Origin of the sequence: Fibrobacter sp. UWP2, assembly GCF_900141705.1 — a bacterium.
GTDB lineage: Bacteria > Fibrobacterota > Fibrobacteria > Fibrobacterales > Fibrobacteraceae > Fibrobacter.
Window position 1 is genome coordinate 91,135 of record NZ_FQYM01000007.1, and the last position, 26,701, is coordinate 117,835.

The following is a 26,701-nucleotide window of genomic DNA, read 5'->3' on the forward strand; positions in this document are numbered from 1 at the left end:
TCTCTCTAGTCAACGAGAACAGGGTTGAAGTTTTCCTTCCACGGGAGGCCGTACTTGGTGAGGGCTTCCATGAACGGATCCGGGTCAAATTCTTCGACGGTGTGCACGCCCGGCTTGTTCCACTTGCCGGTAAGCACCATCATGGCGCCACACATGGCAGGAACGCCAGTCGTGTAGGCGATAGCCTGGCTACCGAGTTCCTTGTAGCATTCCTGGTGGTCGCACACGTTGTACAGGTAGTAGGTCTTCGGCTTGCCGTCCTTGGTGCCCTTGAAAATGCAGCCGATGTTCGTCTTGCCCACGGTGCGCGGGCCGAGGCTTGCCGGGTCCGGAAGGAGAGCCTTGAGGAACTGGATAGGCACGATTTCCTGGCCCTGGAACTTGATGGGCTGCGTGCTGAGCATGCCCACGTCTTCGAGGCAGCGCATGTGGTCGAGGTAGCTCTGGCCGAATGTCATGAAGAAACGGATGCGCTTCACGCCCGGGATGTTCTGGGCGAGCGATTCGATTTCTTCGTGGTGCAGCAGGTACATGTCCTTCTTGCCCACTTCGTCAAACACGTATTCGCGCTTGATGCTCATGGCCGGGATTTCGACCCAGTGGCCCTTGCCGTTAGCGTCGGTGTCCCAGTAGCTGCCCGGAGCGGAAACTTCGCGCAGGTTGATTTCGGGGTTAAAGTTGGTGGCAAACTTGTAGCCGTGATCGCCACCGTTGCAGTCCAAAATGTCGATTTCTTCGATGGTGTCGAACTGGTGCTTGAGGGCGTAGGCGCAGTAGGCCTGGGAAACACCCGGGTCAAAGCCGGAACCCAGCAACGCCGTGAGGCCGGCCTTTTCAAACTTTTCTTTGTATGCCCACTGCCAGCTGTAGTCAAAGTAGGCGCTGAAGCCCTGTTCCTTGCAGCGCTTGTCGTAGACCTTGCGCCATTCCGGATCGTCGATGTTTTCGGGCTCGTAGTTCGCCGTGTCCATGTAGTTCACGCCGCATTCGAGGCAGGCATCCATGATGGCGAGGTCCTGGTACGGGAGCGCGATGTTCATCACCAGGTCGGGCTTGTATTCCTTGATGAGCTTAGAGACATTTTCGGCCTTGTCCGCATCCACGGCGGCAGTCGTAATGACAGTCTTCGTGTTCGGGCGCAGTTCCTGAGCGAGCTTCTCGCAGTTTTCGCGGTGACGGCTAGCAATGCAGATTTCGCTGAACACTTCGCTTGCCGTGCAGCACTTCTTGATAGCAACCGTGGCGACAGCGCCACAACCGATAATCAATGCTCTTGCCATTTTTTGTTTTTACCTCATTATGGAATTGTTAGCCCCATAAATTTAGAAAAAAAGAAACCCCCGGCCGAAACCGGGGATGGAAACATTCAAAACGAATGGTCATTCGTGACGAACGAGCGGTCTTTCGTGAGCCGGAGCCACTGATATTAATCAGTGGCGGAGGCGAGAGCGAGTGAGAAACCGGAGGGCCCTCACCCGAGACGACGAACGAGCGGTCTTATTAGTAATTGCGCAGAGCGCATTACTCGTCGCCTCGGTCATATCGGCATGCAAGCAGTCTGCCGCGACACTCGGCTCCTTCCGTGAGCAACAAACGCCTCGTATTAACGAGGCGTGGTTGCGAGAGCGAGTGAGAAACCGGAGGTTCCTCACCCGAGACGACGAACGAGCGGTCTCTTAATAGTTTTCAGCAGTGACTTCGAAGAAGGACTGCGGATGGGCGCACACGGGGCATGCGGCCGGGGCCTTGGTGCCCACGACAATGTGGCCGCAGTTGCGGCATTCCCACACCTTGACTTCGCTCTTTTCGAACACGGCGGCAGTTTCCACGTTTTTGAGGAGGGCACGATAGCGTTCTTCGTGGCGCTTCTCAATAGCGGCAACCATGCGGAACTTGTTGGCGAGAGCCTTGAAGCCTTCGGCCTCGGCGGTCTTCGCGAAGTCCTCGTACATATCGGTCCATTCGTAATTTTCGCCGTCGGCGGCAGCCTTCAGGTTTTCGGCAGTGTCTCCGATGCCTTCCAGTTCCTTGAACCACATCTTGGCATGTTCCTTCTCGTTGTCGGCAGTCTTGAGGAAGAGTTCGGCAATCTGCTCGAAACCATCCTTCTTGGCGCGGCTAGCGAAGTAGGTATACTTGTTGCGAGCCTGGGATTCGCCTGCAAAAGCCGCTTCCAGATTTTTCTCGGTTTGGGTGCCTGCGTATTTGTTTGCCATAACATTCTCCATTTTTGGTTTGTCATTGGAGAATATATATAATTTTTTAGAACAAATCCAACATGCTGTCCAAAATGGCTACAACAAAAGTATAAGCGCCTTTGCACAAATGCAAAATCGCCCCAACAAAAGTTGGAGCAACACCACCACTATGTAGAAAAAGCATCCGCAAATGCGGAAGTACCTTCTACACTTTTTCTGCAAGCCCGGGCGTTACGGATGGTTCGACAGGCTCACCAACCTTTATACTGTTTCAAGTCTGGCGAAACAGAAGCGAGGGGGATTCCTCCCCCTCCCATACACACAAAAAAGACCGCAGCATTTTATTGCTACGGTCTTTAAAGTTTTTGGATCCTTCGACTTCACGCCTTACGGCGTTACGCTCAGGATGACACGCCTAATTAAATCTCTTCAATGCTTGCATGGTATTCTTGCAGAGATTTAACGGCACCGTGGCCGTTCCTTGCAGCGGCGATGCCCTTCACGGTGTTGTAGGCACCGGCGAGGGTCGTGATGTAAGGAACCTTGTACTTGATGGCGGCCTTGCGGATGGCGCTTTCGTCCTTGATGGCGTCGCGCTTTGCCCACGGCGTGTTGATGATGAGGTTCACCTGCTTGTTCAGGATGATGTCGAGGACGTTCGGACGGCCTTCAGCAATCTTGTTCACCACTTCGCACTTGACACCGGCGGCTTCGTAGAACTTGGCGGTACCTTCGGTAGCGTAAATCTTGAAGCCGAGCTTCTGGAATTCCTTGCCGATTTCGATGGCCTGTTCAGACAAGTTAACCTTGTCGGAGAGGCTAATCAACACGGCACCTTCGTTCGGGAGGAAGGAACCTGCGGCTTCCTGGCTCTTGTAGTAAGCGAGGGCGTAGTCGTCGGAGAGGCCGAGCACTTCGCCGGTAGAGCGCATTTCGGGGCCGAGAACCGGGTCCACCTTCGGGAACTTGTCGAACGGGAACACAGCTTCCTTAGCACCGTGGTGGTTGAACTTCTTGTCCTTGAGCTTCAAGTCTTCGAGCTTGGCACCGAGCATGAGGCGGGTAGCGAGGCGGGCCATCTGCGTGTTACAAACCTTGGAGACCAGAGGCACCGTGCGGCTTGCGCGCGGGTTGGCTTCGAGGACGAACACCTTGCCGTCTTCGATAGCGTACTGCATGTTCATGAGGCCGCAAACATGGAGGGCTTCGGCAATCTTCCTGGTGTAATCCTTGATGGTTGTCAAGTTTTCCTTGGTGATGGTCACCGGCGGGATGATGCAGGCGGAGTCACCGGAGTGGACACCGGCAAGTTCCACGTGTTCCATCACAGACGGGATGTAAACGTGTTCGCCGTCAGAGAGGGCGTCGGCTTCGCATTCCAAAGCGTTGTGGAGGAAGCGGTCGATGAGGAGCGGACGATCCGGGGTCACGCCCACGGCCTTCGCCACGTATTCGCGGAGCATGCTTTCGTCGTAGATGACTTCCATGCCGCGGCCGCCAAGCACGAAGCTCGGGCGGATCATCACCGGGTAGCCACCGATCTGCTTGACGCAAGCGAGGGCTTCGTCGATGTTCGTGGCCATGCCGCTTTCCGGCATCGGGATGCCGAGCTGGTCCATCATCTTGCGGAACAGGTCGCGGTCTTCAGCGATATCGATGGAGTCGATGCTCGTACCGAGAATCTTGACGCCTTCGTCGGAGAGTGCGCGGGCGATGTTCAGCGGAGTCTGGCCACCGAACTGCACGATCACGCCAGCCGGCTTTTCCTTATGATAAATCTGCAGAACGTCTTCCAAAGAAACCGGTTCGAAGTAGAGCTTGTCGGAAGTATCGTAGTCGGTAGAGACCGTTTCGGGGTTGCAGTTCACCATGATGGTTTCGTAACCCATTTCGCGGAGAGCCATTGCAGCGTGGCAGCAGCAGTAGTCGAATTCGATACCCTGACCGATTCTGTTCGGGCCACCGCCGAGAATCATGATCTTCTTCGGGTTGTTGGAAGCGGTAGATTCGTCCTTGCAGTTGTAGGTGCTGTAGTAGTAGTACTGGTCCTTCACGCCGCTCACCGGCACTGCGCACCAGCCTTCGACCACGCCGAGTTCGGTACGCTTCTTGCGCACGTCCTTCTCGCGGATGCCGAGAATCTTTGCGATGTACTTGTCGCTGAAGCCGTCCTTCTTGGCCTTGATGAGGAGTTCGTCGGCCGGGAGACGGCCCGGAGTCTTGAGCATTTCTTCTTCGAGTTCCACGAGTTCGCGCATCTGCTGCACGAAGTAAGCCTTTTCGTAGGTGGCAGCGAAGATCTCTTCGTCGGTTGCGCCCTTGCGGATAGCTTCGTACATCTGGAAGTGGCGTTCGGAGCTCGGAGTCTTGAGCATTTCGAGGAGTTCTTCCTTGCTCTTCTTGTTGAAGTCCTTCGCAAAGCCGAGGCCGGAGCGACCGTTTTCGAGGCCGCGGATAGCCTTCTGGAGGGTTTCCTTGTAGGTCTTGCCGATAGCCATGACTTCGCCCACGGCCTTCATCTGGGTGCCGAGGCAGTCATCGACGCCGCGGAACTTTTCGAATGCCCAGCGTGCGAACTTGAGCACCACGTAGTCACCGCTCGGGGTGTACTTTTCGAGGCTTCCGTCGCGCCAGTACGGAATCTGGTCGAGGGTGAGGCCTGCAGCGAGCTTTGCAGAAATGAGGGCGATCGGGAAGCCGGTAGCCTTGGAAGCGAGAGCGGAAGAGCGGCTGGTACGCGGGTTGATTTCGATAATCACCACGCGGCCGGTCTTCGGGTCGTGAGCGAACTGCACGTTGGTACCGCCAATCACGCCGATGGATTCCACAATCTTGAAGGCCTTTTCCTTCAGTTCTTCTTCGAGCTTCTTGTCGATGGTGAGGAACGGGGCTGCGCAGAAGGAGTCACCGGTATGCACGCCCACCGGGTCGATGTTTTCGATGAAGCAGATGGCGATCATCTGGTTCTTGGAATCGCGCACGACTTCGACTTCCAGCTCTTCCCAACCGAGGATGGATTCTTCGATGAGGCACTGGTGCGTCATGGAGAGTTCAAGACCGTTAGAGCAAATGGTGCGGAGTTCTTCCACGTTGTAGCAGAAGCCGCCGCCTGCACCACCCATGGTGTATGCCGGGCGAACGACCACCGGGTAACCGATTTCAGCAACAATCTTTTCGGCTTCTTCCACAGAGTGGCAAATGCCGGAGCGCGGGGTGTCGATACCGAGCTTCTGCATGGTTTCCTTGAAGATTTCACGGTCTTCGCCGCGTTCGATAGCGTCGAGGTTCACACCGATGACCTTCACGCCGTACTTGTCCAGCACGCCAGCCTTGCTCAGAGCAGAGGCGAGGTTCAAGCCGGTCTGACCGCCCAAGTTCGGGAGGAGTGCCTGCGGGCGTTCCTTTTCGATAATCTGGGTGAGGCGGGCGACGTTCAGCGGTTCGATGTAAGTGGCATCGGCCATGACCGGGTCGGTCATGATGGTAGCCGGGTTGGAGTTCACGAGCACAATCTTGTAACCCTGTTCGCGCAGGGCCTTGCAAGCCTGGGTGCCGGAATAGTCGAATTCGCAAGCCTGACCGATCACGATCGGGCCAGAACCGATGATAAGGACTTTGTCGATGCCTTCAATCTTCATTTTTTATCTCCGTATGACTAATTATTAAACTCTTGTGTTAAAATGGTGACCGCGCAACATGTGCGCGGTGACAATGCCGGTAAAAAAAATGCTGAACTAAAAAGTCCAGCAAAATCAAAATCAGAAAATTTAGAACCCTTGAAAAAGCCATCTGCCGTTGCGCCATGGATTGCGCAAACTGCATTGGGCTTCGACATTGCAAGAATTCTTTTCATTTTTTGTCTAAATCGCTCAAGGTTTAAACTTGCGCAAATATAGAATAACCGCACCCCCATGGCAATACGGCGGAAACAAAAAATGTAAAAAAGTTCCGGGCTATTATTCGAGGGTTTCGGGCTCGTCCACCTGGCACATCGGGGCACCAGGATCCTTTGTACATTCGTCTTCCGTGGAGTCTGTGTTGTTGCCCGAATCGCCGCCACACGCAGCTAAACCAAAGACACTCAACAAGATAAGAGAACCAAGAAATTTGCGGATCATAAAATCCCTCCTATAGAGTATTGCCAATATACAAAAAAAGAGCCCCGTTGCGGAGACTCTTTTTAAACCAGTCTAGTTCAACGACTTCCGTTCTATTACGAACCAAAGAAGTTGAGCTTGGCGAGCACGATCATCATGACCCAGGAAAGCACCAAGCCAAGAATGCCCATCACCACACCCGTAATGGCCATACCACGCGTGTCGGTGTAACCGGTGGCGTGGGCAAGAGCGTTGGGAGGCGTCGAAATCGGGAGGCTCATGCCGAGAGAGCTTGCGAAGGCGACAGAGACGAGGAGAGCGGTGACGCCGCCAAGCCCCGTGAGGTTGTTCTGGCAAGCAATGCCCACAGCGCAAAGGATCGGCACAAGGAGAGTCGCCGTAGAAGTGTGGCTCATGAAGTTCGCCATAAAGAGGCAGATGACGCCGCAGCCGACCATGAGGGCGAACGGAGACCAGCTTGCAAACGGGATTGTCTTGATAAGGTGAGCCGCAAGACCCGTGGCGTTAAGGCCAACACCCAGGGCAAAGCCGCCGGCGACGAGCCAAAGCACGTCCCAGCTCATGGCGTTCAAATCCTTCTTGGTAATCACACCCGTGAGGGCAAATACAGCCATCGGAATCATGGCAATGGCGTTGTCGTTAATGCCATGCACTCCCTTACCCGTCACCCAAAGGAGCACGCACAGAGCAAAGGTAATGTAGACAATGATCGCTTTCGGGCTCGTGTCAAACTTGCCGGCTCCTTCAATGTTCAAAACCATTTGCTTCATCTTGATGGGGTAAATCTTGAGGAGCAAAATCCAGGCCACCACCATAAGGATAATCACGTAGGGGATACCAAAAGCCATCCACTGGCCAAAGGACACGGGGGCGGCGTTCAAGTCGCCACGGGCAACGGCATCGTTCAAGGCACCGAGGGCGATAGCGTTAGGAGGCGTACCGATCGGGGTACCCATACCACCGATGTTGGCGCCAAGGGGAATGGCAAGGGCAAAGGCCGCTTTACCGCGGTCATCTTCGTCAAAGAGCTTGAGCACAGGAGCCAAAATGGCGAGCATCATGGCGGCGGTAGCTGTGTTGCTCATGAACATCGAGAACACGGCGGTAATGAGCATAAGGCCGAGCAGCACGAACTTCGGGTTCTTGCCGAAGGGCTTCAAGAGCACGCGAGCGAGGTTCAAGTCCATTTTGTACTTGGTCGCAGCGGCAGCGAGGAAGAACCCGCCCAAGAAGAGCATGATGATGGGGTTCGCAAACGTCGCCATAATGGACTTGTGGCTAATCATGGTCACACCGTCGACGCGGAAGGGCGTCAAAGCGGAGTCCGACATGGTGATAATCATAAGCACAATCACCAGCATGGAGGTGGACCAGATCGGGAACGGTTGAAGAATCCAGAAAAGGGCTGCCATCACGAAAACGCCAATGACGCGAATTTCGAGCGGGTTGAGGATTCCCATGGGGCTTGCGGCATCGAATCCCATGGATTCGTAGGGCAAGTAGAGGGCGACAATCGCGAGGATCGACGCAATAATGAATTTGATGAATTTAGCCTTTGTCATAGCGGGCTCAAATTTAGCATATTTGGCCCCCTATGGCAAGATTGGCAAGGGGGCGTAAGAATCAAAAAAGAACGTTCCCACGACAGGCGGAAAACGCTCTTTTTAGGCTAAAATCAGCAATTTACCTAAGCAGCACTCGGCCAGCGCTCGACTGGCTGCCGGCACGCACGCGGAGCATGTAGAGTCCCGGACGCGGAGCATCGAGTGTCACCTGGTTCGAACCGGCGAGGGTCTTTGCCGTAGCAGTCGCCATCACGTGGCCCTGCATGTCAAAGAGTTCCACACGGGAAGTTGCACCGGCCAGGCCCTCGGTCGCATTAAACGTCACGCTGAGGGCCGAACCAGCCTTGACCGCGCGAACCGCCGAAAGCTGGGAAACGACAAGCGTCTTCGCCGTCGGCGCGACACGCACCGTTGCGAACTTCGACTTCCTGGCGAGCGGCACCTGGATGCGGTTGCCATCCGTCATCTCGGTCGTGTTGCCGTCGACCGTCACAAACACCTTGAGCCCGAACATGCGGAGGGCATCGACCCCGTCCACTTCCAGGTAGCCCATGCGGCTGCTTGTGGCAGAGAGTTCAAGTTTCCATTCCTGCTCGGCTGCAACCGGTTTGACCGACCTCGCGAGGAACTTCTTGCCCTCGACAATCGAGAGGTTCACATGGTCGCTCATGTTCTCGGGAGGCTCCTCGGTGGCAAACGGCTTGCTGCTCGAACCAATCATGTTCCAGAAGTCCGACTTGCCCGAAGCATCGGAAAGCCTGAGTTGGAGTCTCCAATTCTTGCCGTCCACCGCCTTGGCAAGTACGTTGCGTTTGCCCAAAGCCTTGGTACTGTCGCCTTCTTCCATGAGCGAATCCCGCACCGCCGGCTTGAACACAGGCTTCGCCGAGAAAGTCCACTTGGTCGGCTTTTCCACCTGCACCCACACCGCCTCGTACGGCTCCAGTTCCAACACAGGAACATAACCGCCTGTTTTGGGGTCCACATGCAAGAACTCCATTTCAGTATCTTCAGTAAAGTCCGGTTCACCGTCTCGCAAATCTCCATAGGGGTTCACTTTCCAGCCGTGCGGGTTCGCCACCATGTTCCAACCACTGTAAACGCTGTCCAGCTGCCAAACCACGTCGGCGCCGTCATCCTTTTGAGCGCGGAGTGGGAGCGCTCGGCCTTCGAGCGAGCTGTACCAGTAGCCTCGGGTGTCCACAATGCTATCCGACGGATTGAGTTCATAGTACTGCCAGTACTTACCCGACATAGACAACTCGTTCCACCAGTAGAACTTGATGTCGTCATCCCACTGTAGGGAATCCCAATCAATAGCGGCAAGCGATATCATTTGCCAGCCATCAGCCTGCACCGCAGATATGCCGGGGGCCACACTCACAATGAAGCTTGTATCAACCTGTTCAAGGGAATCCCCACTCAAGAGAATCACCTTGTAGTAACCCGGATATACAGGGAACATTTCCCAGGAATCCGCAAAGGCGGATCTCACCGAGTCGCCCAAAAGCGTATCGACCACAATAGAGTCATCCTTCAAGTCAATCATCTTGAGCGAAACATCCACGCCGCGAGTCACTTCAAACGCACTTGTTTCAAAGGCAACCTTAATAGCATTGCCCGTCTGCATGAATTTAGCCTTCACCACAACAGGCGTCTTGTTGCTCTTGCTGTAGAAAACTCGCAAGGAGACGTTTTCGAGATTGAAGGGCAGAGTCGCACCAGGGTAAACCGTATAGCGTTCTTCCACCTTTTCTTGACCAACCTCATGAACTCGAGTGACCACAATAGAGTCCATCATAAAGCTGGAGTCCGCCTCCACCACAGGCATAAGAGTTTGTCCGTTCACCCTCAGCGGGAGCACCATGGAGCCATCCTTGGTGAACTCATGGACTTCAGTCTTTTCACGAGAAACGTCGTTCAGCACAATCGAGCCATGTTCAGACTCAACAAATATGCGTGTAAAATCACCCCTACACTTAGACAGATCATCGGTCCAACGCGGCTTTACAGTAAAGCTACTTCCCATGGAGTCTTTATAGGCAGAAAGCATATCTTTAGCCATATCTTCGTTAAAATCGGCATACGCAGACTGAGCCCCTTCAAACGTCCACCCCTCAAGGCATTCTCCAGAAGTGTACAGCACTGCCGGGAGCGGGATTTCGCTCTTTTCGGCCAAGCTAAATATGCCTTCAGACTTCCAATCATCGCCATAGAATATGGTTGCATCGTCATTGACCGCGTCAAAGACCAAGTGGTATTCATCGGGACTCATTTCTACATCTATGACCATGGAACGATTCAAAACGATTTCTCCGCCATTAGGCAGGGAATCGTAAACGACCCCGTTCACATCCATCAGTTTCACAGGTTCACCCTCAGCCAGGGACCAACCAAATTTTGCAATGAACCTGGTGATAAAACGAAGTCCATCATCTATATAGGGGACCTCGAGTCCCTCCTCGCCCACTTCAAATGAGATTGTGTCGTTTTCAATCACCTGGAGCAGGTTCAAACGGCCTCCCTTTTGATTATTGGAGACCACCTTGACAACATTCTGGACACATGAGGTATCCCACACGGCATACAGGGTATCTGACTCGAGACCAAGTACATCACGATCCCTAACTGCGATCATGAAGTCCATGTCATAGCCATTATAGCTAGTTGTCCCATCGGGTTCAAAAGTCCACCCTTCAAGGCAAGCATCAGCCCGGAACGCATCCCTGGGGAATGCGGCAACGCTATCTCCGTTCAGCCTGTACTCCCCTTGCGGGAACCAACCGGAACCAAAGAATACATTGGAACCTTGTCCATTGGTGTTAAACGTGAACAGGTAATCGGCTATGGTCACCTGCGGGGCAAAGTAGTATTGCGGAACCACAACAAGTGCTTGCGAAGGCTCCACATCCACGAAACCAATCTTGAATGTAGAGCCTTCGGCCGTCATGGATTCAGCCAAGCCATCATTCAAACGATACTTGGCACCCATCACAGGCGCCCCGTTTGTGTCACGAACGACCTTGTAACCGGGATCCGGAATCACGACCACGTCAACATCGTACCCTTCCGGTGCAGAGCCCAGTTCAATCCCCTTAGAGTCTTCCAAAAGGTGCTCAATTGTCTTTTCGCCAAAGGTCTGCACCAGTTTGACCTTCGCATGGGCGACAGCACTTGTATCAGACGACCTTTCACCTTCATTGGAAACCAACGCCAAAGCAACCCTAGAATCAGCGGTAGCGCATTTGCCTTGTCCCCATACCGCCTTGAGCAAGGTCGGCTCGGTGGAGTCTTTACTCAGGAACTGCGCAGTAGAGGCATCGACTCTAGTAAACATGTTGTCCAACGTTTTCCAGCCCATAAAGCAGGAATCATTCCTAAAAGGTTTATCAAGTTCAGCATAATTAGTAAGCCCGTCAGAATCACGCTCCGAAAGAAACACTGTTTTATTCTGGGTCATGCCGCTCGGAATAAACAGATTGCCAGGCATTTTTTCGTCAGCCATATTCAAGTCGTACTTTACGTAATACGGGCCCTTGCTAACGAAGTTGGCGTAAAGATCCAAGGTATAGCCTTCAAAAGTAAAGTCAGCACCGTCACGCAAAGACGTTTGGAACCGACCTTCCTCCAGCAGTTCATAAAATGCCTCTATATTTCCGCTCAAGAAGTAATTGCTGTCCGGTTCCGCTTTCAGCGCAAAGCTTATAGAACCAAGTCCGTCTTTGGTATTAACACGAGGGATTATCATTGTATAGACCGTATCCCCGGCATCATCTGGAGTAAAGCGGTGCGGAACAACCACCTGTTCATCATCCACTCCAAAAGATTGAGTCAAAACAATAGTCCCAAAGCCATTCGTATGCAGTTTAGCATTTGTCACCTCAGAACCTCGCGGGCAATCTTCTCCGCCGTATGAGCGAGGGTATAGAGTGTTTTCACCTGGAGTCAGCAACTTAGCCACATTTCCATTAAGTTCAACAACTTCACCTATTCCCCCATTCATTTCGTCATTGCTGCCAGAAAGCGGGGCAAGCAATTGGCCATTTTCATTCAAAGACCAAGCCACACAGCCCTCACTCGAAGCAATGCGCGGGATACTTGCATCGTCACTTATCACAGTGTATTCTTTTGCGAATATCCAATTGTCACCCGTGTACGGATCCAATGCAAAAATGTTCGAATCCGTCGGGACGGCAAAATGAATAACGTATTGCAACGTGTCTATATCTACTGTCAACTGCACATTTCGCGCCGCACCGTTCAAACAAATAATAGTATCTTGAGAGTCATCGTCATTAAGCTTATAACTAAGGGTTACAGGGCTACCTTCCGGCTCGTTCGGCAATTGAGCAAAACGGCCCGACACATTAACATTTTTAACAGCATATCCGCCATCCACGTTAAATTTGGCGTCAAAGCAAAATTCTTTATTGACCAAATTGCCTTCAAGAAGTTCGACAGCCAAATATGGATCTCCACCTACATCCTCATTCTCAACTATGTTTGCATGGTGTTCAAAGACAGTCTCGCCCAGCGACTGTTTAAGTACAATCTCGCCGGGGAAAACATCCTCGTCCCCCCAGCAAACCGCCTCTTCGCCTTCTTCTGGGCTTTTGCACACGGGCACATTTGCGGGGATAAAGTTTCGCGTATAATTGTCTGCTATTTCCTGCCAGTTCGCATACAAATGGATTTGCGCATTGGCAGTTTCCGTCGCCGGAACCAAAGAGCCGTCACTTATCACAGTGGCAACCACATCTGCAGTAAAGGAATAAACATCAGAATAACGCATCTCACGAGATAGATTCCAGCCCTGTACCGGTTCAACATACTCCGTCCCATTTTCATAATCAGTCACTTTACCATAGAGCTCGTTTAGGAAAAAGAGGCTTTCGTCATCAAGTTTATACGTCTTGCTAGCCTGCATATCGGTCGAAACAAAATATGGCGAGGACATCCCCGGTTCAGGCGCCACCGGGACATGGAAGAACACGTCATACGGAATTGCTTCAAATGTGCCAGACACTTCAATGTGGTTTGAAAGATCCCCGTAATTTTGATTAAGATCGAGAATTGCAACAAACAAGCTGTCCATAATCACCTTGTCGGGATTCTCTAGCGAATAAACAATTCGTTTGGAGTATTGCCAGGCTTCGTCATAACCAGAAAGAATAACAGAAGGCAAGGCAAAGGAGTTGTCCTCTACCGTGATTTTTTGCACGGTTCCTTCCTCTTCATCAAAAGCAGGAGGGTCTATAATCAAATTTACCGTGTAGGAGGTCAGCTTGTACCCAGGCTTGTTTATTTCAAAAGAATAAGAGCCTCTCGTCGGAATTGAAGACTCATCACTGTTCGATGGGATTTTCGCGCTTCCAGAAGTAATTCCATCGGCTCCGATTCCGTCCGCAGTAATCTTCATGGAACAAAGGTCATTTTCAGAGCAAGCATCCGAAGCAATCCGCACCAAGGTCATATAGTAGGAAGTGGATCGCTTGTATTCAACACGGAGGTGTTTATAGTTTGACACATCCGTTTCTTCACCATTCAAGTTAGGATCTGTACATGTCAATCCGATGTAATCCCACAAATTGCGTACATTTTGTGGATCATAATAACCAGCATTGCTTCCATAACAATCATAATAATGATCCATATCACCAATACAATCCGTCCCAGTTTCGTCGGCGCACAGTCTCACGTAACTTGCGAAACTGGTCAGCGCCCCACTAAACCCTTCTGCAGGCAATTCATATATCGCCGGCGGGAAAAAGAGGCCAGGACCATTTTCATCATTAACTATATCGTAAACCGGCTGCGTCAAAAAGAACAATGACGTCGCAGTCCAATCTTCATCTATCTTTTGGTAATTTGGGGTTTGATCGTTGCCCACATTCAACCAATAAGAAACCGTATAACGACTCGTCTGCTGAATGTAGACGAAATATGGCCCCGTCATTTGCGTAATAGCACCGAACTTTTCGGACTGGACTCCCGCAAGGCTTATGGGAATACGTTTTTCAACAGTTTTATCAAAACCCGTATTTTCCCAATAATTCCAGTAATATTCACCAGCACCCAACGCTGTAGTCACGGCATCCACCAAAGACTCTAGCCCGTTTTCCGAGAACTTCTTTTCGCTAGTAGTGTAAAACGCCTTGTAATAGCTAGTTTCGGAGACTTGATCGTCTGTAATTTCAAATGGGTTTAAGGCCGCTATTTTATCGGAGCAGCCTGCATTGCCTGCGCAGAGTTGCGTCAAGTCAAACAGAACAACCCAGTTGGGGAAGGGCGCCACGCCTGCAGTGGCAAAAAACGGAAGCCCGTCATTGTCGTCATCTGTGCGAGTCCAATATACATCACGCTCCGAAGCATCAACCATGTTCATAATTGCCGGGAGCGCATCCGATTTCATGGTGGCGTCGGCAAGGATTCCGTTCGCATACACATTGGTTCCATTGACTACCGACTTTTGGGTCCACCTATAATCAAGAGTTCCTGTAGCCGTCAATTTTCCACCATTGTCGTTGCGGAAGTTGTTGTAGCTTAAAAAATTTCCACTTACCATACCGGCATTCCACTCCGCTTGGCTCATGGAACCTATGCCCACTACAGCCGCATCTCCCGTGGAGCCATAGTAGTAGTTGTCTATCAAAGTTGAAGACGTTCCATTTTTTTCTGCACCAACCAAGTATCCAATGGAGGAAGTTTGCCCATTAGGCACCAATATGCTGCCGATAATAAAATTGTCCTTAGCCGAAATATTCACAGCACCATCATTTTCGTCACCATAACCCTCACCTATCAAACCTCCAACACTCATTGTGCTGGGAGGAGTAGCACAAGGCGTTGCCGAACCTATGGTCGCTTTCACTCCTGTTCCACTGACAGCTACCGAATTTGTCCCATACATGTCCGCAGCCAAAGCGCCCATCACACCCCCTATAGCCGAATTATCGGCACAACCAAGAGCAACAGACCCCTCAAAACTAGATTCACGAATGTCTATGGCAGCATTAGATTGTCCTCCTACATCAGAATATCCTACAAGGCCTCCCATATAACGCGCACCGTCAATGGACACCGAGCTCAAACCGGCATGGGTTACGTGAACATTTGCACTACCCATAGACGATATACTAATAGAACCAAATAAGCCGCCTGCAGCATACGTCCCATGAACTGAAGTCGTCCCAACAATTACAGAATCAATGCTCCATTCACCAACATTACCATAAGCAAAAGTTCCCATCAAGCCGCCAGCCACGTTTCCCGAAACATCAGCGTTTTTGACGGTTATTTTTTTAAGGTCAGCCTGACTGGCGGTCGCCACAAACGCACCCGCATACTCAGCCCCTTTCACCACAACGTCTTCAATGGTTATGTTGGAGATTAAACTGTAAGAATCGTTTGAGGAGCCCAAAGCACCTGCGAAACCCGCTTCAAAATAGGAATTTTTGACACTTATGTCGTGAACATATCCTGTGATAGACCCAAGCACACTTGCGCTCGTCGGATTGTTCTCATTCTCAGACCCCAAGCGGAAATAAATATGGTCAAAAGACAAATTGCCATAGCTCGTCATATTATTGGCAAAAGACAAAAAAGACACACCGTTAGATGTTTCCGCAACATAACACACATTTTTTATGACAGCGTTTCCAGCATCTATCAAACGTTGTGTTTCATCAAAAGACAATCCTCGATTTTGAAAAGAAAGGTTGTTGTCCGCAAAATCCTTACATGTTTCTGTACTACTGGTATAATCTGTTTCATCATCACCAAAATCCAAATCTGTCGCAAGAGTCACCGAAGCAAGGACGTTATTGTTTAAATGCGCCATGATTACAGACCGTGCATCGTAATAAGCGCGTTCATCATCAAACGTAGCTGTAAAATGCAAAGCCTCTTCTCCGCTCTCATACTCTTGAGAATAAACGGAAGTGTTTATATACCAATAGCTCACGCAATGGTCGACGGCCGCATTGTATTCGGAATATTTCTTTTGCGAAATGACGAGGCTATCCCCACCCGTAAGAGCACCACCCGAAAAGCAGAACATGGTGTGATTTTCGGGCAACGGCGGTAATGGAGACACAGTTGCAGCAAAGGCCATGGAAGTCGCCAACAGGCAACCCAGAATCATAAAAAAGCGAAGCTTTCTCATAGGATTTTCCTTGTATCTTATCAAGGAAAAAATAACTAAACATTTGGCGGATGTTACAAAAACATTACTTTGGCACCCCAAAAAAGGGTGCCAAAAGTTTACGCGATCACGTTTTGCGGCTTATTTTATAACAATTTTCGCAGACTTGGAGAGGTTTCCAACGCGCACATGAAGCAAGAACAGGCCGGAGCGCGAGGTTTCCAGACGCACACGGTTTGCCCCTGCCTGGGTCCGAGTACTAGCCGCAGCCACAACCTCGCCCTTTAGACTCACCAGCTGCACACGAGCCTCCTGCCCTTGCAAAGGCTCGCTTGCAGTAAACGAGACCTCGAGGGCGTTACCCGTCTGCAAACCTCGCAGCTCGCCAAGGCTGCTGACGACGGTCAGCTTGGGTTTGCCAGCGGTCACTTGCACGCGCGCCTGCGTGGCGTTCGACTTCAAAAGCACCGGGAGCGCCTTGCCGGGCAGCATCTCATTAGTTGCGCCGTCGACGGTCACAAACACGCTGTAGCCCATGCCACGGAGTTCTTCGAGCCCTTCGAACGTGAGATAACCCTTGCGCGTGCTGCTAGCCGACAAGTCGAGAGTCCACTCGTAAGCGGCATCCACAGCCCTAAAGCTCTTGGCAAGCGACTTTTTGCCCTCCACAATCGAGAGGTCCACACGGTCGCCCATGCCCTCAGGAGGCGCTTCACGCTCCCATGCCGAGGCGGCCACGCCAAGCACGTTCCAAGAATCCCTATGGCCCCGGTCATCCGAGAGTACCGCCTGGATAGACCAGTCTCCCACGCCGTTCGCCTTGGCAAGCATCTTCGGCTTATCCAAGGCAAACATCCCGTTTTCGGCATCGTTCAGCCAAGTTTCACCGGTGCTGTCGACCACCACCACAAAGGCATGTTCATAGGGGATGTCAATTTCCATGGGCTCCTTGGCCTTTATCCACACAGCCGCATAAGGGCCAATATAGCGGGTACCGACGTAATCTCCTTCGGCGGCATTCCAATAGTAAATCTCGGCAGTGGAATCCAAGCCCGAGGCGTAGGCGTCAATGTACCACGGATACGGGTTTGCCACCAGGTTCCAGCCGCTGTAGACGCTGTCGAGCTTCCACATGCGATCGGTTTCTTTTAGCTTTTCACCCTTTTTAATGGCAAGTTCACGGCCCTCAAGCGAATTGTACCAGTAACCGCGGCCGGCAACAGGCTTTGAAGCCCCAGAGAAACTCTGGTACTGCCAATAGAGCCCGTAATTCGAGGTTTCGTCCCACCAGTAAACCACGGCATCGTCCTTGTCCAGCGAATCAATCTCGGCGCTCTCCAGCGAAATCATCTGCCAGCAGTTGTCGCAAGCCTCTGCCACGTTGGGCGAAACGTCAAAGGCGCGCTCAAACACGTCCACACCTCGCGGACAACGAATCTTGGCATTCACCACATAGCGGCCCGGCTTCAAATCACGTTTTTCCCAGCGCACAAGGTCGGGGACGGAATCCACATACCACTCGGTCGAATCCATCACAACACCCAGCGCATCCATCAAAACCGCGCGACCCTCAGAGTACACCATGGCTTTGCCCTTGGTCGAAAGGTTCAGCTGGAAGGCATTGCCCGAGAGCCGAAGTTCTGCTTTGTCAAAGCCGTAGCGGATTTCTTCTTGTTCACCCTCAGAGAAGTACGCCCTCAATTTCACAGAACCCTCGAACCAATCATAGTTTTGCTGTTGTGAACCTCCATTCATAGGAGGCATCAACAGGTCCCCGTTCAAGAACACCAAGGTATCAAGGCCTTCAAACTCCAGGCGAACCGAATCCAGTTTATAACCGCTGTCGGGCACAGCATGCACATACCAGCCGGCCATCATAAAATACCTCGGCAAAAGCATCACGCTGTCTTGGGCAAAACGGTGTATCACTATATCGACAGAGTCTTCGCCTGATTCCTCATTGTAAGAAACCAAGGCCTCCTCAAGCTCAATGGTTCCATGCTTGCCGCTCTCGTACCGCAGTTGCTTGTAATCTTGACAAGAATCGCGTTCAGTCCAATAGGCATACAAAGTGTAGCTGGATTTTACATTCCCCATATCACTTTCTAGCGCCGACAGCAGTTCTTCGCCCCTCGCGCTATTTTCAAAGTCGGCTTTTTCTGCAGTTGGCTTCACGGACCAACCTTCCACACACCCCTCATTGGAATATAGGGTCGGGAGGTAAACGTAATTCTCGCTTGCGACAATCTCTTTAAACGGCGTCCATTCCGAACCGTAGTACACATCCGTCGACTTGGTATTCTCGTCGAACACAAGTTTCAATTTTTTACCGAACTGCGCATTGATGTTCACGGCATACGTTTCTCGACCACCGTACGGGAACAAGGTGATTGTGTCCCCGTCGTTATAAGCAGTTTCATTGTATCCTGCATAATCTCCATTCATAGTAACCAAAACAGATTGGTCCAGAACATTGCCCTCGTTGGGCACGAGTTTCAAGCGGAACGAATACCCGAGGAAATCTGACAGTATCGGCAACACCAACGCACTGTCATCCCCATTATACGCAGTAATGGAGTGTTCCACCGTCTTGCCGTTAATTTCCTGGACCAGCAAGACCTCTCCTCCCGAGACCTGAGTGGTAATATTAAACGCCGCATCGTTCTCGGTCAAGGGTTCCCAAGTGGCGGTCATCTTGTACGAATCGTAAAGTTCGACCGAGTCCAGCAAGTCGGCGTCAAAGTTCACATAAGTTCGTTGAGCCGGGCTCTCATTTAAGTTCCACGGGGTGTACGTATAATTGCTAGCATCGTACAGTGTGGGGATTCCCTCGTTCAGGTACAGCTTGGACTGGGAACTGAACTGGTACACTCCACGGGGGGCGGCCAGGAACACGGCATTGTAGTCTGTCGCGTTCTCCAAATCTGGCGAAAGCGTAAAGTTGTACGGACCGGAGCTCTTAAAGAGCACGCGCAACTCGGCAGGGTCCTCATAAAAGGATATCCATTGAGACACCACGTTTTCGCCACTATAGTCGGACTGCGTTCCGTTCACATAAGAAGCTCGGTATACCACATAACCCTCTTCGGGTTCCACTTCGGTATAAAAAGCAAAGCCTACCCCCGTCGGCACCTGCATCTGGTATGTGTACGAGGATCCCGAAACCGGTTCCATTTTGTAATAGAAGGGGTCTTCATAATTAACTTGATGGCTCAATTTTACGGAGCCATGCGCACTCGTCACCAAGGTGAACGTTTCCGAAGCTCCGCAACTAGAAGCCCCATTCGATTCGGACCAAATTGCATAGACCGCGATGGAATCCGCCCCGGGTTCTGCTGCGGCGATTATGTCACTCGGCTTGGTGTAAAATTCTTCGGCATCCGGAGCCAAGCCCCAACCGTCAAGGCAATAACCCGCCCTAAAAAGAGTAGTTTCCAGCGGTTCCGTTTCGTCTGCATAAAGTTGCTGGGACCTGTCAAAGTTTCGATAGAACACATTGTCGTCCCCGGCGTTTTCGTTAAATATCACCTCAACCGGGAGCGGACGGAAACTGACCGTCAGTTTCATATCTCTCATTTCAATTTCATAGTTGTGCACAATGCTTATTAAACTACCATAGTTCAATTTTAGATTCACCGTGCTGTCCCGTTCTGCTTCCCCATCAGTATCAGTATAAGTATAGGAGAACACAATTCCGCTATCGGCAACTTCGCGATCGCCGTCCACATAAACTTCAAAATCCAACATTGCACCTAGGTCCAGCTTTGGAATTTTTAACTCGTAGCCATTCGAAGTTTTTTCAAACTTATGATGGATGCCGACATTGTACTGCCACAAGGAAACTTCGCCCAGCGAATCCCCTCCGGCATACTCCAACGCAATTGTTTCCGTTTCGGGGGTGCACGACTCGTCCCATTTTGCATACAGTTTAAAAAAGTCCTCCTCTTCGTTTTCAAAATGAATAGAGGCAAGTTCTTCGGCAAACTCGTCCAAGGTCAAATCCGTTAAAGTTTCAGCCAAGATTTCGCCTTCATAGTCGCGGGTCGGCATCCAGCCTACAAAGCAGGCATCGGTACGGAAAACGTCCGTGGGGAAAGGCTCGGCATCCTCAACGGTACTTCCAACCAGGCCTTGGTAGGTGTGATCGCCCATAAACAAAGAATTGTTGTACTCGTCAACGTTTGCGTCAAAGTCCACTCTATAGCCCTTATACGAGGAATCCGGGCCTATATAAAGTCCATAATAAACATCTCCATCACCTTGATAGTTATTTAACAACCGATGAGCCCATTGCAAGCGCTCGTTAAGGTCAATGTCCCCGTACTCAGAGATACTAATTTTTACATCAGTCGTATCAAGAAACGTTCTCATAGATCCTAAGCCAGAGCCATAAGCAAACTTGGCATACCAGCCATTTTCGGTCCAACCAAACGGTAATTTGGCAGACGGCAGCCCCCCCTCTATGCGAATATGGTCCGAAAGTAAAACGGAGGGATCCGAATCAGAAAAGGTTATGCGCGCCGTGTCCATGGGTTCATCCAACGTGCTCGTTGATTGGTTGTAGGCGTAGGTCACAATCGAATATCCAGTCGAAGAATCCTTCACAGGGTGAAAAAACACTTTCGCCTTGTAATGCGGATCGTTTTCTGCATAAAGCAAGCCAATGGAAGGGGTTTCATTCACCAACTGTCCTTGACCACCCGTAGTAGTCTCCTCATAAACAGGTATGCCATTATCAATAATATGCAAAGCATAAGGCGCATTCACCGCAGTCATATATAACTGTTGTTGTGACGAAACCAGATTGCCGAGATCATCAGTTTCAAGGGAAAAAATTAGTCCATCGTCTACTCTTATACCTACATATTCCACACCAGACGGGAGAATAAAATATCCTGTCAGGGCCAAGCTGGTGCCCGGAACTCCAGGACCTTTTCCATATAGCTCAGGGGCATAAGCCGCCTTATCGCCCTTATCAAATGAAAAAACGGGTTCGTTCAACGTGTAAACATAGGCTACGTCTTCCGGGACATCCATAGAAGCCATATTCACAAAACACGGAACACAAACCTCGTCAAAGTTTTCTACGGACACTTCTACACCGCATTGGCTGCTAAGCGTATTCAAATAAACAGGGGCGAGGTCAGGATCCGTCTCTATGTCATTTTTCAAGGTGTGGCATTGCTCCATTGCAGCCGACGTCGGGTCCGTGTTAATATTCATCGCCATATGGTACACGGTCATCGCATCGTCACCTACTTGCTGCACGCCCTCACTAACAAAGTACTTGACGTTATATGACTGCGAATGGGCAAAAACCGCGAGCAAAAAGACCGTTGCCAAGGCAAGGAGTTTACGGTTCGTCAACATGTAGGCCTCCAAATTTTGAGGTGCACAAAAACCGGGCTGAGAACGCCGGCCACATACTTGAAAAATAATATAAAGAGAGGGCAATAACAAAAAAAGCCCCCGAGAGGGCTCTTTTTTTACTTCACCAAAACCTTTTGGACCGCCTTCTGGCTACCGACCTGCACCCTCACAAAGTAGAGACCGCCGCGCGGGGACTTCAGCGCCACTGCATTGCCCCCCGAGGTCGCCCGGACCTTTTGGGTCGCCACAACCTTGCCGTCGACTCCCATCAAGTCGACCCTGGCAAGGCTGCCCGCCACGTTGGCGGGTGCAGTGAAGTTCACGTTCACCCCGAGAGCGGCCTGGTGTACGCTAAAGCCCTCCAAACGGCTTTGCGCCACCGTGACAGCCGACTTGGTCACGCGCACGTTCACCTGCTTTTGACCCTCACCCAGCACCACCTTCACCTTTCGAGAATCCGTCACCTCGGTCGTCTTGGAATCCACCGTCACCAACAAACGGAGGCCTGCGGCACGGAAGTCGTCGAGTCCGTCAAAGGCGAGGTAGCCATCGCGGGCGCTGGACGCGGTCGCCATGAGTGTCCACTCCATATCGGCACTCACTGGCTTCACGCTCTTGGCAAGGCGTTCCTTGCCTTCCACAATCGTAAGGTTCACATGGTCGCCCATGCCAGAAGGAGGTTCCTCGAGGCTGTAGGCCTCGCCCGCACCCAAGAAGTTCCAGCTGTCGCGCTTGCCTTCGTCGTCCGAGAGTACCACCTGTAAAGTCCAGGATTCGTTGGCGCCGACCTTGGCAAGCGTATTCTTGGCATCACTCTTGTCAAGCTTGAACACCGGCGCTGCCGAGACGCTCCACACCGTGGGCTTCGAGACCTTCGCCCAAACAGCCTCGTAAGGGCCGAGCACCTTCGGGATTTCGTATTCGCCGGTTTCGGCATTCCAGCGCCAGAACGTCACGCTGCCGCCCTTGCCCTGGGTAAGGTCCACATACCAGCCATGCGGGTTCGCCACCAGGTTCCAGCCGCTATACAGGCTGTCGAGCTTCCACGTAATCACATCGTCCTTGCTCGACATCTCTTCTTTAAGTATCAACGGATTGCCGTTCTTGGTGCCGTACCAGTAGCCGCGGGAAGCGTCCACATTCGACTTACCAAAGTCGTAGCTGCGGTACTGCCAGTAATCGCCCACCGGGTTTGTTTCGTCCCACCAGTAGAAGGCGGCATCTTCGCGGTCGCAGTCCTTGTCGGTATCGAGCAAGGCGAGCGAAACCATTTGCCACGAGCGCGGCTGCACCTTGATTTCATTGGATACCTCAAACGAATCGCGGTAAGTCGCCGTATCGACAACATTGGCAAGCGTAAGCACCACCTCGAACTTCCCTGTCGGAGAGGGCACCAGCAGCCACTGCATGCGGGAGTCAAAGTCGGTCACAGAGTCGGCGAGGACTGTGTCGATTAGCGTACCCTTGCTGCCAAGCACCTGCAAGTGGGCCGAGGTCTTGATTTGAGTATTGATTGCATTCTGACCAAAGGTAAAGCGGATGGCGTTACCCGACTGATCAATGACCGGGTCGACGACTTCAAGGCCAGTAGAGCCTGGAACCGGCTTGTCGACGTTTTCTTCTTGGCTGGAGCTACTTCCAACCGAGCTGCTGCTTTCCTCAACAGAACTGCTGCTTTCCTCAACAGAACTGCTGCTTTCCTCAACAGAACTGCTGCTCTCGGCAACGGAGCTGCTCGAAAGCATGGCAATGTTATCCGTCAAGGCAATCACGATCATGTTCTCGGTCACATTGTCTATGGAGCGGCTCCATCCCACAAAGTAGCGTCCGTCGCTCGCCTCATCTTTTGGGGGAATCGCGGCCTCGCCGTAATTCACTGTCTGCACTTCCAAAATGTTGCCCAAGTGGCTAATGAACGTCACCTTGAACGTAGCGATGGTCGAATCAAACAGCGCTTGGTATACCGCATTTCCTGTCACAGATTCAATTTCGGGGGTCCAACCCTTAAAGGCATATGTGTACTTTTCGGTCGCTGGTTTCACCGGGACAATGGCACATGACGGCATAGCATCATACTTCAAGTCAGATTCTTGAACAATCTCATCACCATTTTTGAACGTTACCCTGTACACATTGATAAGAGAATCAAACTTGGCTGTATAAGTAACAGCAGCCGTAGCGGGCACAATTTCGGGATTCCAGCCCTTGAACACATAAGAATACTGTTCGGTGGCGGGCTTGACAGGGATTTCGCCCTCATATACAGGCACCGTCTGGTACTGTACTTCAACAGAATCCAGGACGTTTTCGCCATTGGCAAAAGTAATTACATAAGAATTAATGGTATAAAGGGCGGTAACCGTCATGTTTGAAGCCACGGCGTCAAAGGTCTTGTCCCATCCTGCAAAAGTATAGCCCGTACGTTCTTCGAGTTCGGGAGCCGAGGCCGCTCCGCCAGCGGCAACTACCACAGCGTGGGTCACCTTCACAAAAGCGTTGGCTTCTTCGTCCCAGCGGTAAAATACAAACGTCACCGTATAGGTTACAACTTCTTCGGGAGATTGAGCCGGATGGCTTTCGTCTGCAAAGAACGGCAAGTTTCCGTTTACACCCGCTTCAAAACTCCACACATACGGGTTCTGCATTTTGTTCAAGTCTCCTGCAAAAGAAGCCTTTTGCATGTTCGCCACAATCATGGTGCCGTTGTACAAGTTCTCGGTGCCATTATGAGCAAGGACCTGAGTTTCGCCGTTGCGAACATTATAACGGAAAATCCAGTTCTCGGGTAGGTAATAGGAATGACCCTCGGGCGTTTTCCAATATTCCGTTATGTCGGCGCCGTTGCTAATGAAGCCAAAAGCATCCAAGTATTCTTTATCGGAATCGTTAAAGTGATAGTTGTAAGAAAATTCATGATGCACATTACCGGTCATAAGAGCGGCACCTAGGAGGTAACCCGCTTTTACCCCAGAGAGAGAACGGGTTCCCGCCTTAAGGACAATTTCGCCTATGCTGAACGTGTTGGAAACATTCACTGAATCCGTGGAGTAAACATTACCGACCAAGCCGCCAACCAGCAAGCTGTCACCGGCGAATTCCGCATCGCCATAAATTATGTCTCCGTGGACCGAAACCTGGGAAATTTGCCTTAAAGCAACGCATTCGCCACAAATGCCGCCCAAACGGGCCTTGGCATGCGCAGCCGATCCCGAAACCGCGAGTACGCTTTCCGCCTCATTCTTGACAGCAAAGGAATGGAACGACACCGTCCCCGCTTCTTTACCCACAAACTGACCAACGGCGCCACCCACATAAAGGTCGCTCCCCCCTGCTGACGCCACAATTCCACCATCGAAGGTCGAATTCTTAAAGGCCAGATCCACTTTGCGGAACACGTCGGCCTTGCCCGCGACACCGCCAACAAAGACCTTGCTGCCGCTTGCGCCGACTGTCGATTCCAACTTCACCGAGGAAGAGTTCCTCACAAAAGCGTCGGGGGTCGCCGTAAAGCATGCGAAGCCGGCAAAGCCGCCCAAATAAACATCGGGCGACGCCCCCGTTTGAGCGCCCACGCTAATTTTGCCCAAAGCCTTTGACCCAGTAACCGCAAAAAACGCATCGTCATCCGGAACTTCGGTGTCGGCGCACTCGTTGGTCGCCCCCACAAAGCCTCCCGCATAGTACGCAGTCGCCGTACTCGATTCAACCACATCGCGGATTTCGGCATTAGCATAGCTATTCACAAAAGAAAACTTAGAGCCAAATTTGGCGACGACCTTACCCACAAGACCACCGGCGTAAACCTCGTCCGATTTTCCAGACTGAATTAAAACACTATCGACACGGGATGCCGTAATCACCAAGTCTCGCGCACTAGCGTTATTTGCGGAATTAAAAGCCACTTCGCCATAGAATCCACCCATGGCGCGTCCACCCGAAATCGTTGTATAACTGGCACCTTTGTCCCCCTCGGCTCGTTTAAAGCTCAAGGTGTCATTGAAAGCCCCATAAGGCCACCCCTGCATAGAAAACACGCCGGCGACACCACCCAAAGCCGAGGGCGCTATGGCACCGCTTTTGTCAGTGATTTTGGCACGGACATTCACGTTGTATATGGAATCCTTGACTGCCATACCCGCAATTCCTCCCAAAAACACTTTGTAGTCGGAGGGCCAGGTTTCAAGCATTTTCTCGGTAGCAACTTTGATACCGGCGTAGTCATTCGCCGCTAAATTCAGTTGCAAAGAATTTTCGACAACCAAGTCATCGGTAGCGGTGACGTTACGAACGGAAGATTCGTGGAGGTAACCCACCACGCCACCAGCGAACGGAGCATTAATGTTCACGTCTTCAAGGATAACAGACTCCAAGGTCGCCGAGGTGACAACACCTGCCAAGGCGCCCACAGGGTAGTAGTCCGCACCAGAGCGCCCAGCTTCCATCGCCGGGCGGGAATCTTTCACCACAATGCGCACGTTCTTGAAGTCTACGTTCTTGACCAAGCACTTGGATACAGTCGAGAAGAATCCCCGAGGCCCTTTCATGACATCATCTTTATCCTTGATGTCTACCGCAATGCACATGTTCCGGATTTTGCCGCCATTGGCAGAGCCGCCATCAAAAGTCACGTTTTCGGGCATTTGAACAGAGGCGAAGCTGGCATCACACGTTCCTTCAGCAGTTGTTTCGCCAAAACCCATAAGGTCAATGGACGAAGCAAATGTCATGTTGTACTTGGAGTAATCGGTATTCCACTTGCGGAAGATTTCTTCCATTGCCGCCGAGGCTTCTTTACCATTAGAAACTTTTTTCGACAGCACGCACCTGCGACCGGTCGCCACATTAACCTGATTGAGGGTACAAGCGCCCACATCTTGCGATACATACAAGTTGTAGCCGCCCATGAAACCAAATCCAAAAGTCCCTCCATCGGTCCAAAGGTTCATGTGCGTTTCGGCGGCCCAAGCCGAAACAACCAAAAGGCAGGGGACCAGCAATGTCAGCAAAAGGGAGCGAGCGCTTGTCATAACATCCTCGACTATATGCCATCATAAAATAACCTTATTAGCCCCTATTCGGAAGTGATTAAGAGCACCCACTCCATTCTTGTGACGGAGCACACGGGCTTTTTCGTGATTTTCATCACTTTTTTAATCTTTTTAGCCTTTCAATCCTCAAAAACGGAGAAAAAATGAATTTTATTCAAAAAAAAACGAATTTGTCCCTTTTTTAGTTGAAAATCCAGGTCTCCAACTGGTGTAAATCTAGGCTATTAGCGCTTCATTGTCAAGTAGTTTCATGCTCTTT

General features: G+C 51.4%; 9 protein-coding genes. All 9 read right to left on the minus strand.

What is annotated here, in order from left to right; all coding sequences use genetic code 11:
* Positions 1-5: 5 nt before the first annotated feature.
* Positions 6-1,280, minus strand: coding sequence for a saccharopine dehydrogenase family protein (locus BUB55_RS05615; RefSeq protein WP_073188957.1), 1,275 nt, complete (start codon positions 1,278-1,280; stop codon positions 6-8).
* A gap of 396 nt (positions 1,281-1,676) precedes the next feature.
* Positions 1,677-2,216 carry a rubrerythrin gene (rbr, locus tag BUB55_RS05620; RefSeq protein WP_073188986.1) on the minus strand — a complete coding sequence of 180 codons (540 nt, stop codon included), beginning with the start codon at positions 2,214-2,216 and terminating at the stop codon, positions 1,677-1,679.
* 401 nt (positions 2,217-2,617) lie between these two features.
* The gene (gene carB, locus BUB55_RS05625) at positions 2,618-5,836 is read right to left on the minus strand and encodes a carbamoyl-phosphate synthase large subunit (protein WP_073188958.1); all 3,219 of its coding nucleotides are present in this window, start codon (positions 5,834-5,836) and stop codon (positions 2,618-2,620) included.
* Positions 5,837-5,853: 17 nt separating this feature from the next.
* Positions 5,854-6,051, minus strand: coding sequence for a hypothetical protein (locus BUB55_RS13965; RefSeq protein WP_143152922.1), 198 nt, complete (start codon positions 6,049-6,051; stop codon positions 5,854-5,856).
* Between the two features lie 103 nt (positions 6,052-6,154).
* Positions 6,155-6,316, minus strand: coding sequence for a hypothetical protein (locus BUB55_RS14180; RefSeq protein WP_159431931.1), 162 nt, complete (start codon positions 6,314-6,316; stop codon positions 6,155-6,157).
* Positions 6,317-6,411: 95 nt separating this feature from the next.
* The gene (locus tag BUB55_RS05630) at positions 6,412-7,878 is read right to left on the minus strand and encodes an SLC13 family permease (RefSeq protein WP_073188960.1); all 1,467 of its coding nucleotides are present in this window, start codon (positions 7,876-7,878) and stop codon (positions 6,412-6,414) included.
* Between the two features lie 121 nt (positions 7,879-7,999).
* Complete coding sequence (locus BUB55_RS05635) at positions 8,000-14,686, minus strand: T9SS type A sorting domain-containing protein (protein ID WP_159431932.1); 6,687 nt, start codon at positions 14,684-14,686, stop codon at positions 8,000-8,002.
* Between the two features lie 1,479 nt (positions 14,687-16,165).
* Positions 16,166-21,394, minus strand: a complete 5,229-nt coding sequence (locus BUB55_RS05640; RefSeq protein ID WP_143152924.1) for a hypothetical protein — start codon at positions 21,392-21,394, stop codon at positions 16,166-16,168.
* 116 nt (positions 21,395-21,510) lie between these two features.
* On the minus strand, positions 21,511-26,421 hold the full coding sequence (locus BUB55_RS05645; RefSeq protein WP_073188966.1) for a T9SS type A sorting domain-containing protein: 4,911 nt from the start codon (positions 26,419-26,421) through the stop codon (positions 21,511-21,513).
* Positions 26,422-26,701: the final 280 nt, after the last annotated feature.

Excerpts from the sequence above, each read along its gene's own strand:
- BUB55_RS05615 (WP_073188957.1), bottom strand. The coding sequence starts at position 1,280 with ATGGCAAGAGCATTGATTATCGGTTGTGGCGCTGTCGCCACGGTTGCT.
- BUB55_RS05645 (WP_073188966.1), bottom strand. The coding sequence starts at position 26,421 with ATGACAAGCGCTCGCTCCCTTTTGCTGACATTGCTGGTCCCCTGCCTT.
- BUB55_RS14180 (WP_159431931.1), bottom strand. The coding sequence starts at position 6,316 with ATGATCCGCAAATTTCTTGGTTCTCTTATCTTGTTGAGTGTCTTTGGT.
- BUB55_RS05630 (WP_073188960.1), bottom strand. The coding sequence starts at position 7,878 with ATGACAAAGGCTAAATTCATCAAATTCATTATTGCGTCGATCCTCGCG.
- BUB55_RS05640 (WP_143152924.1), bottom strand. The coding sequence starts at position 21,394 with ATGTTGACGAACCGTAAACTCCTTGCCTTGGCAACGGTCTTTTTGCTC.
- carB (WP_073188958.1), bottom strand. The coding sequence starts at position 5,836 with ATGAAGATTGAAGGCATCGACAAAGTCCTTATCATCGGTTCTGGCCCG.
- BUB55_RS13965 (WP_143152922.1), bottom strand. The coding sequence starts at position 6,051 with ATGAAAAGAATTCTTGCAATGTCGAAGCCCAATGCAGTTTGCGCAATC.
- rbr (WP_073188986.1), bottom strand. The coding sequence starts at position 2,216 with ATGGCAAACAAATACGCAGGCACCCAAACCGAGAAAAATCTGGAAGCG.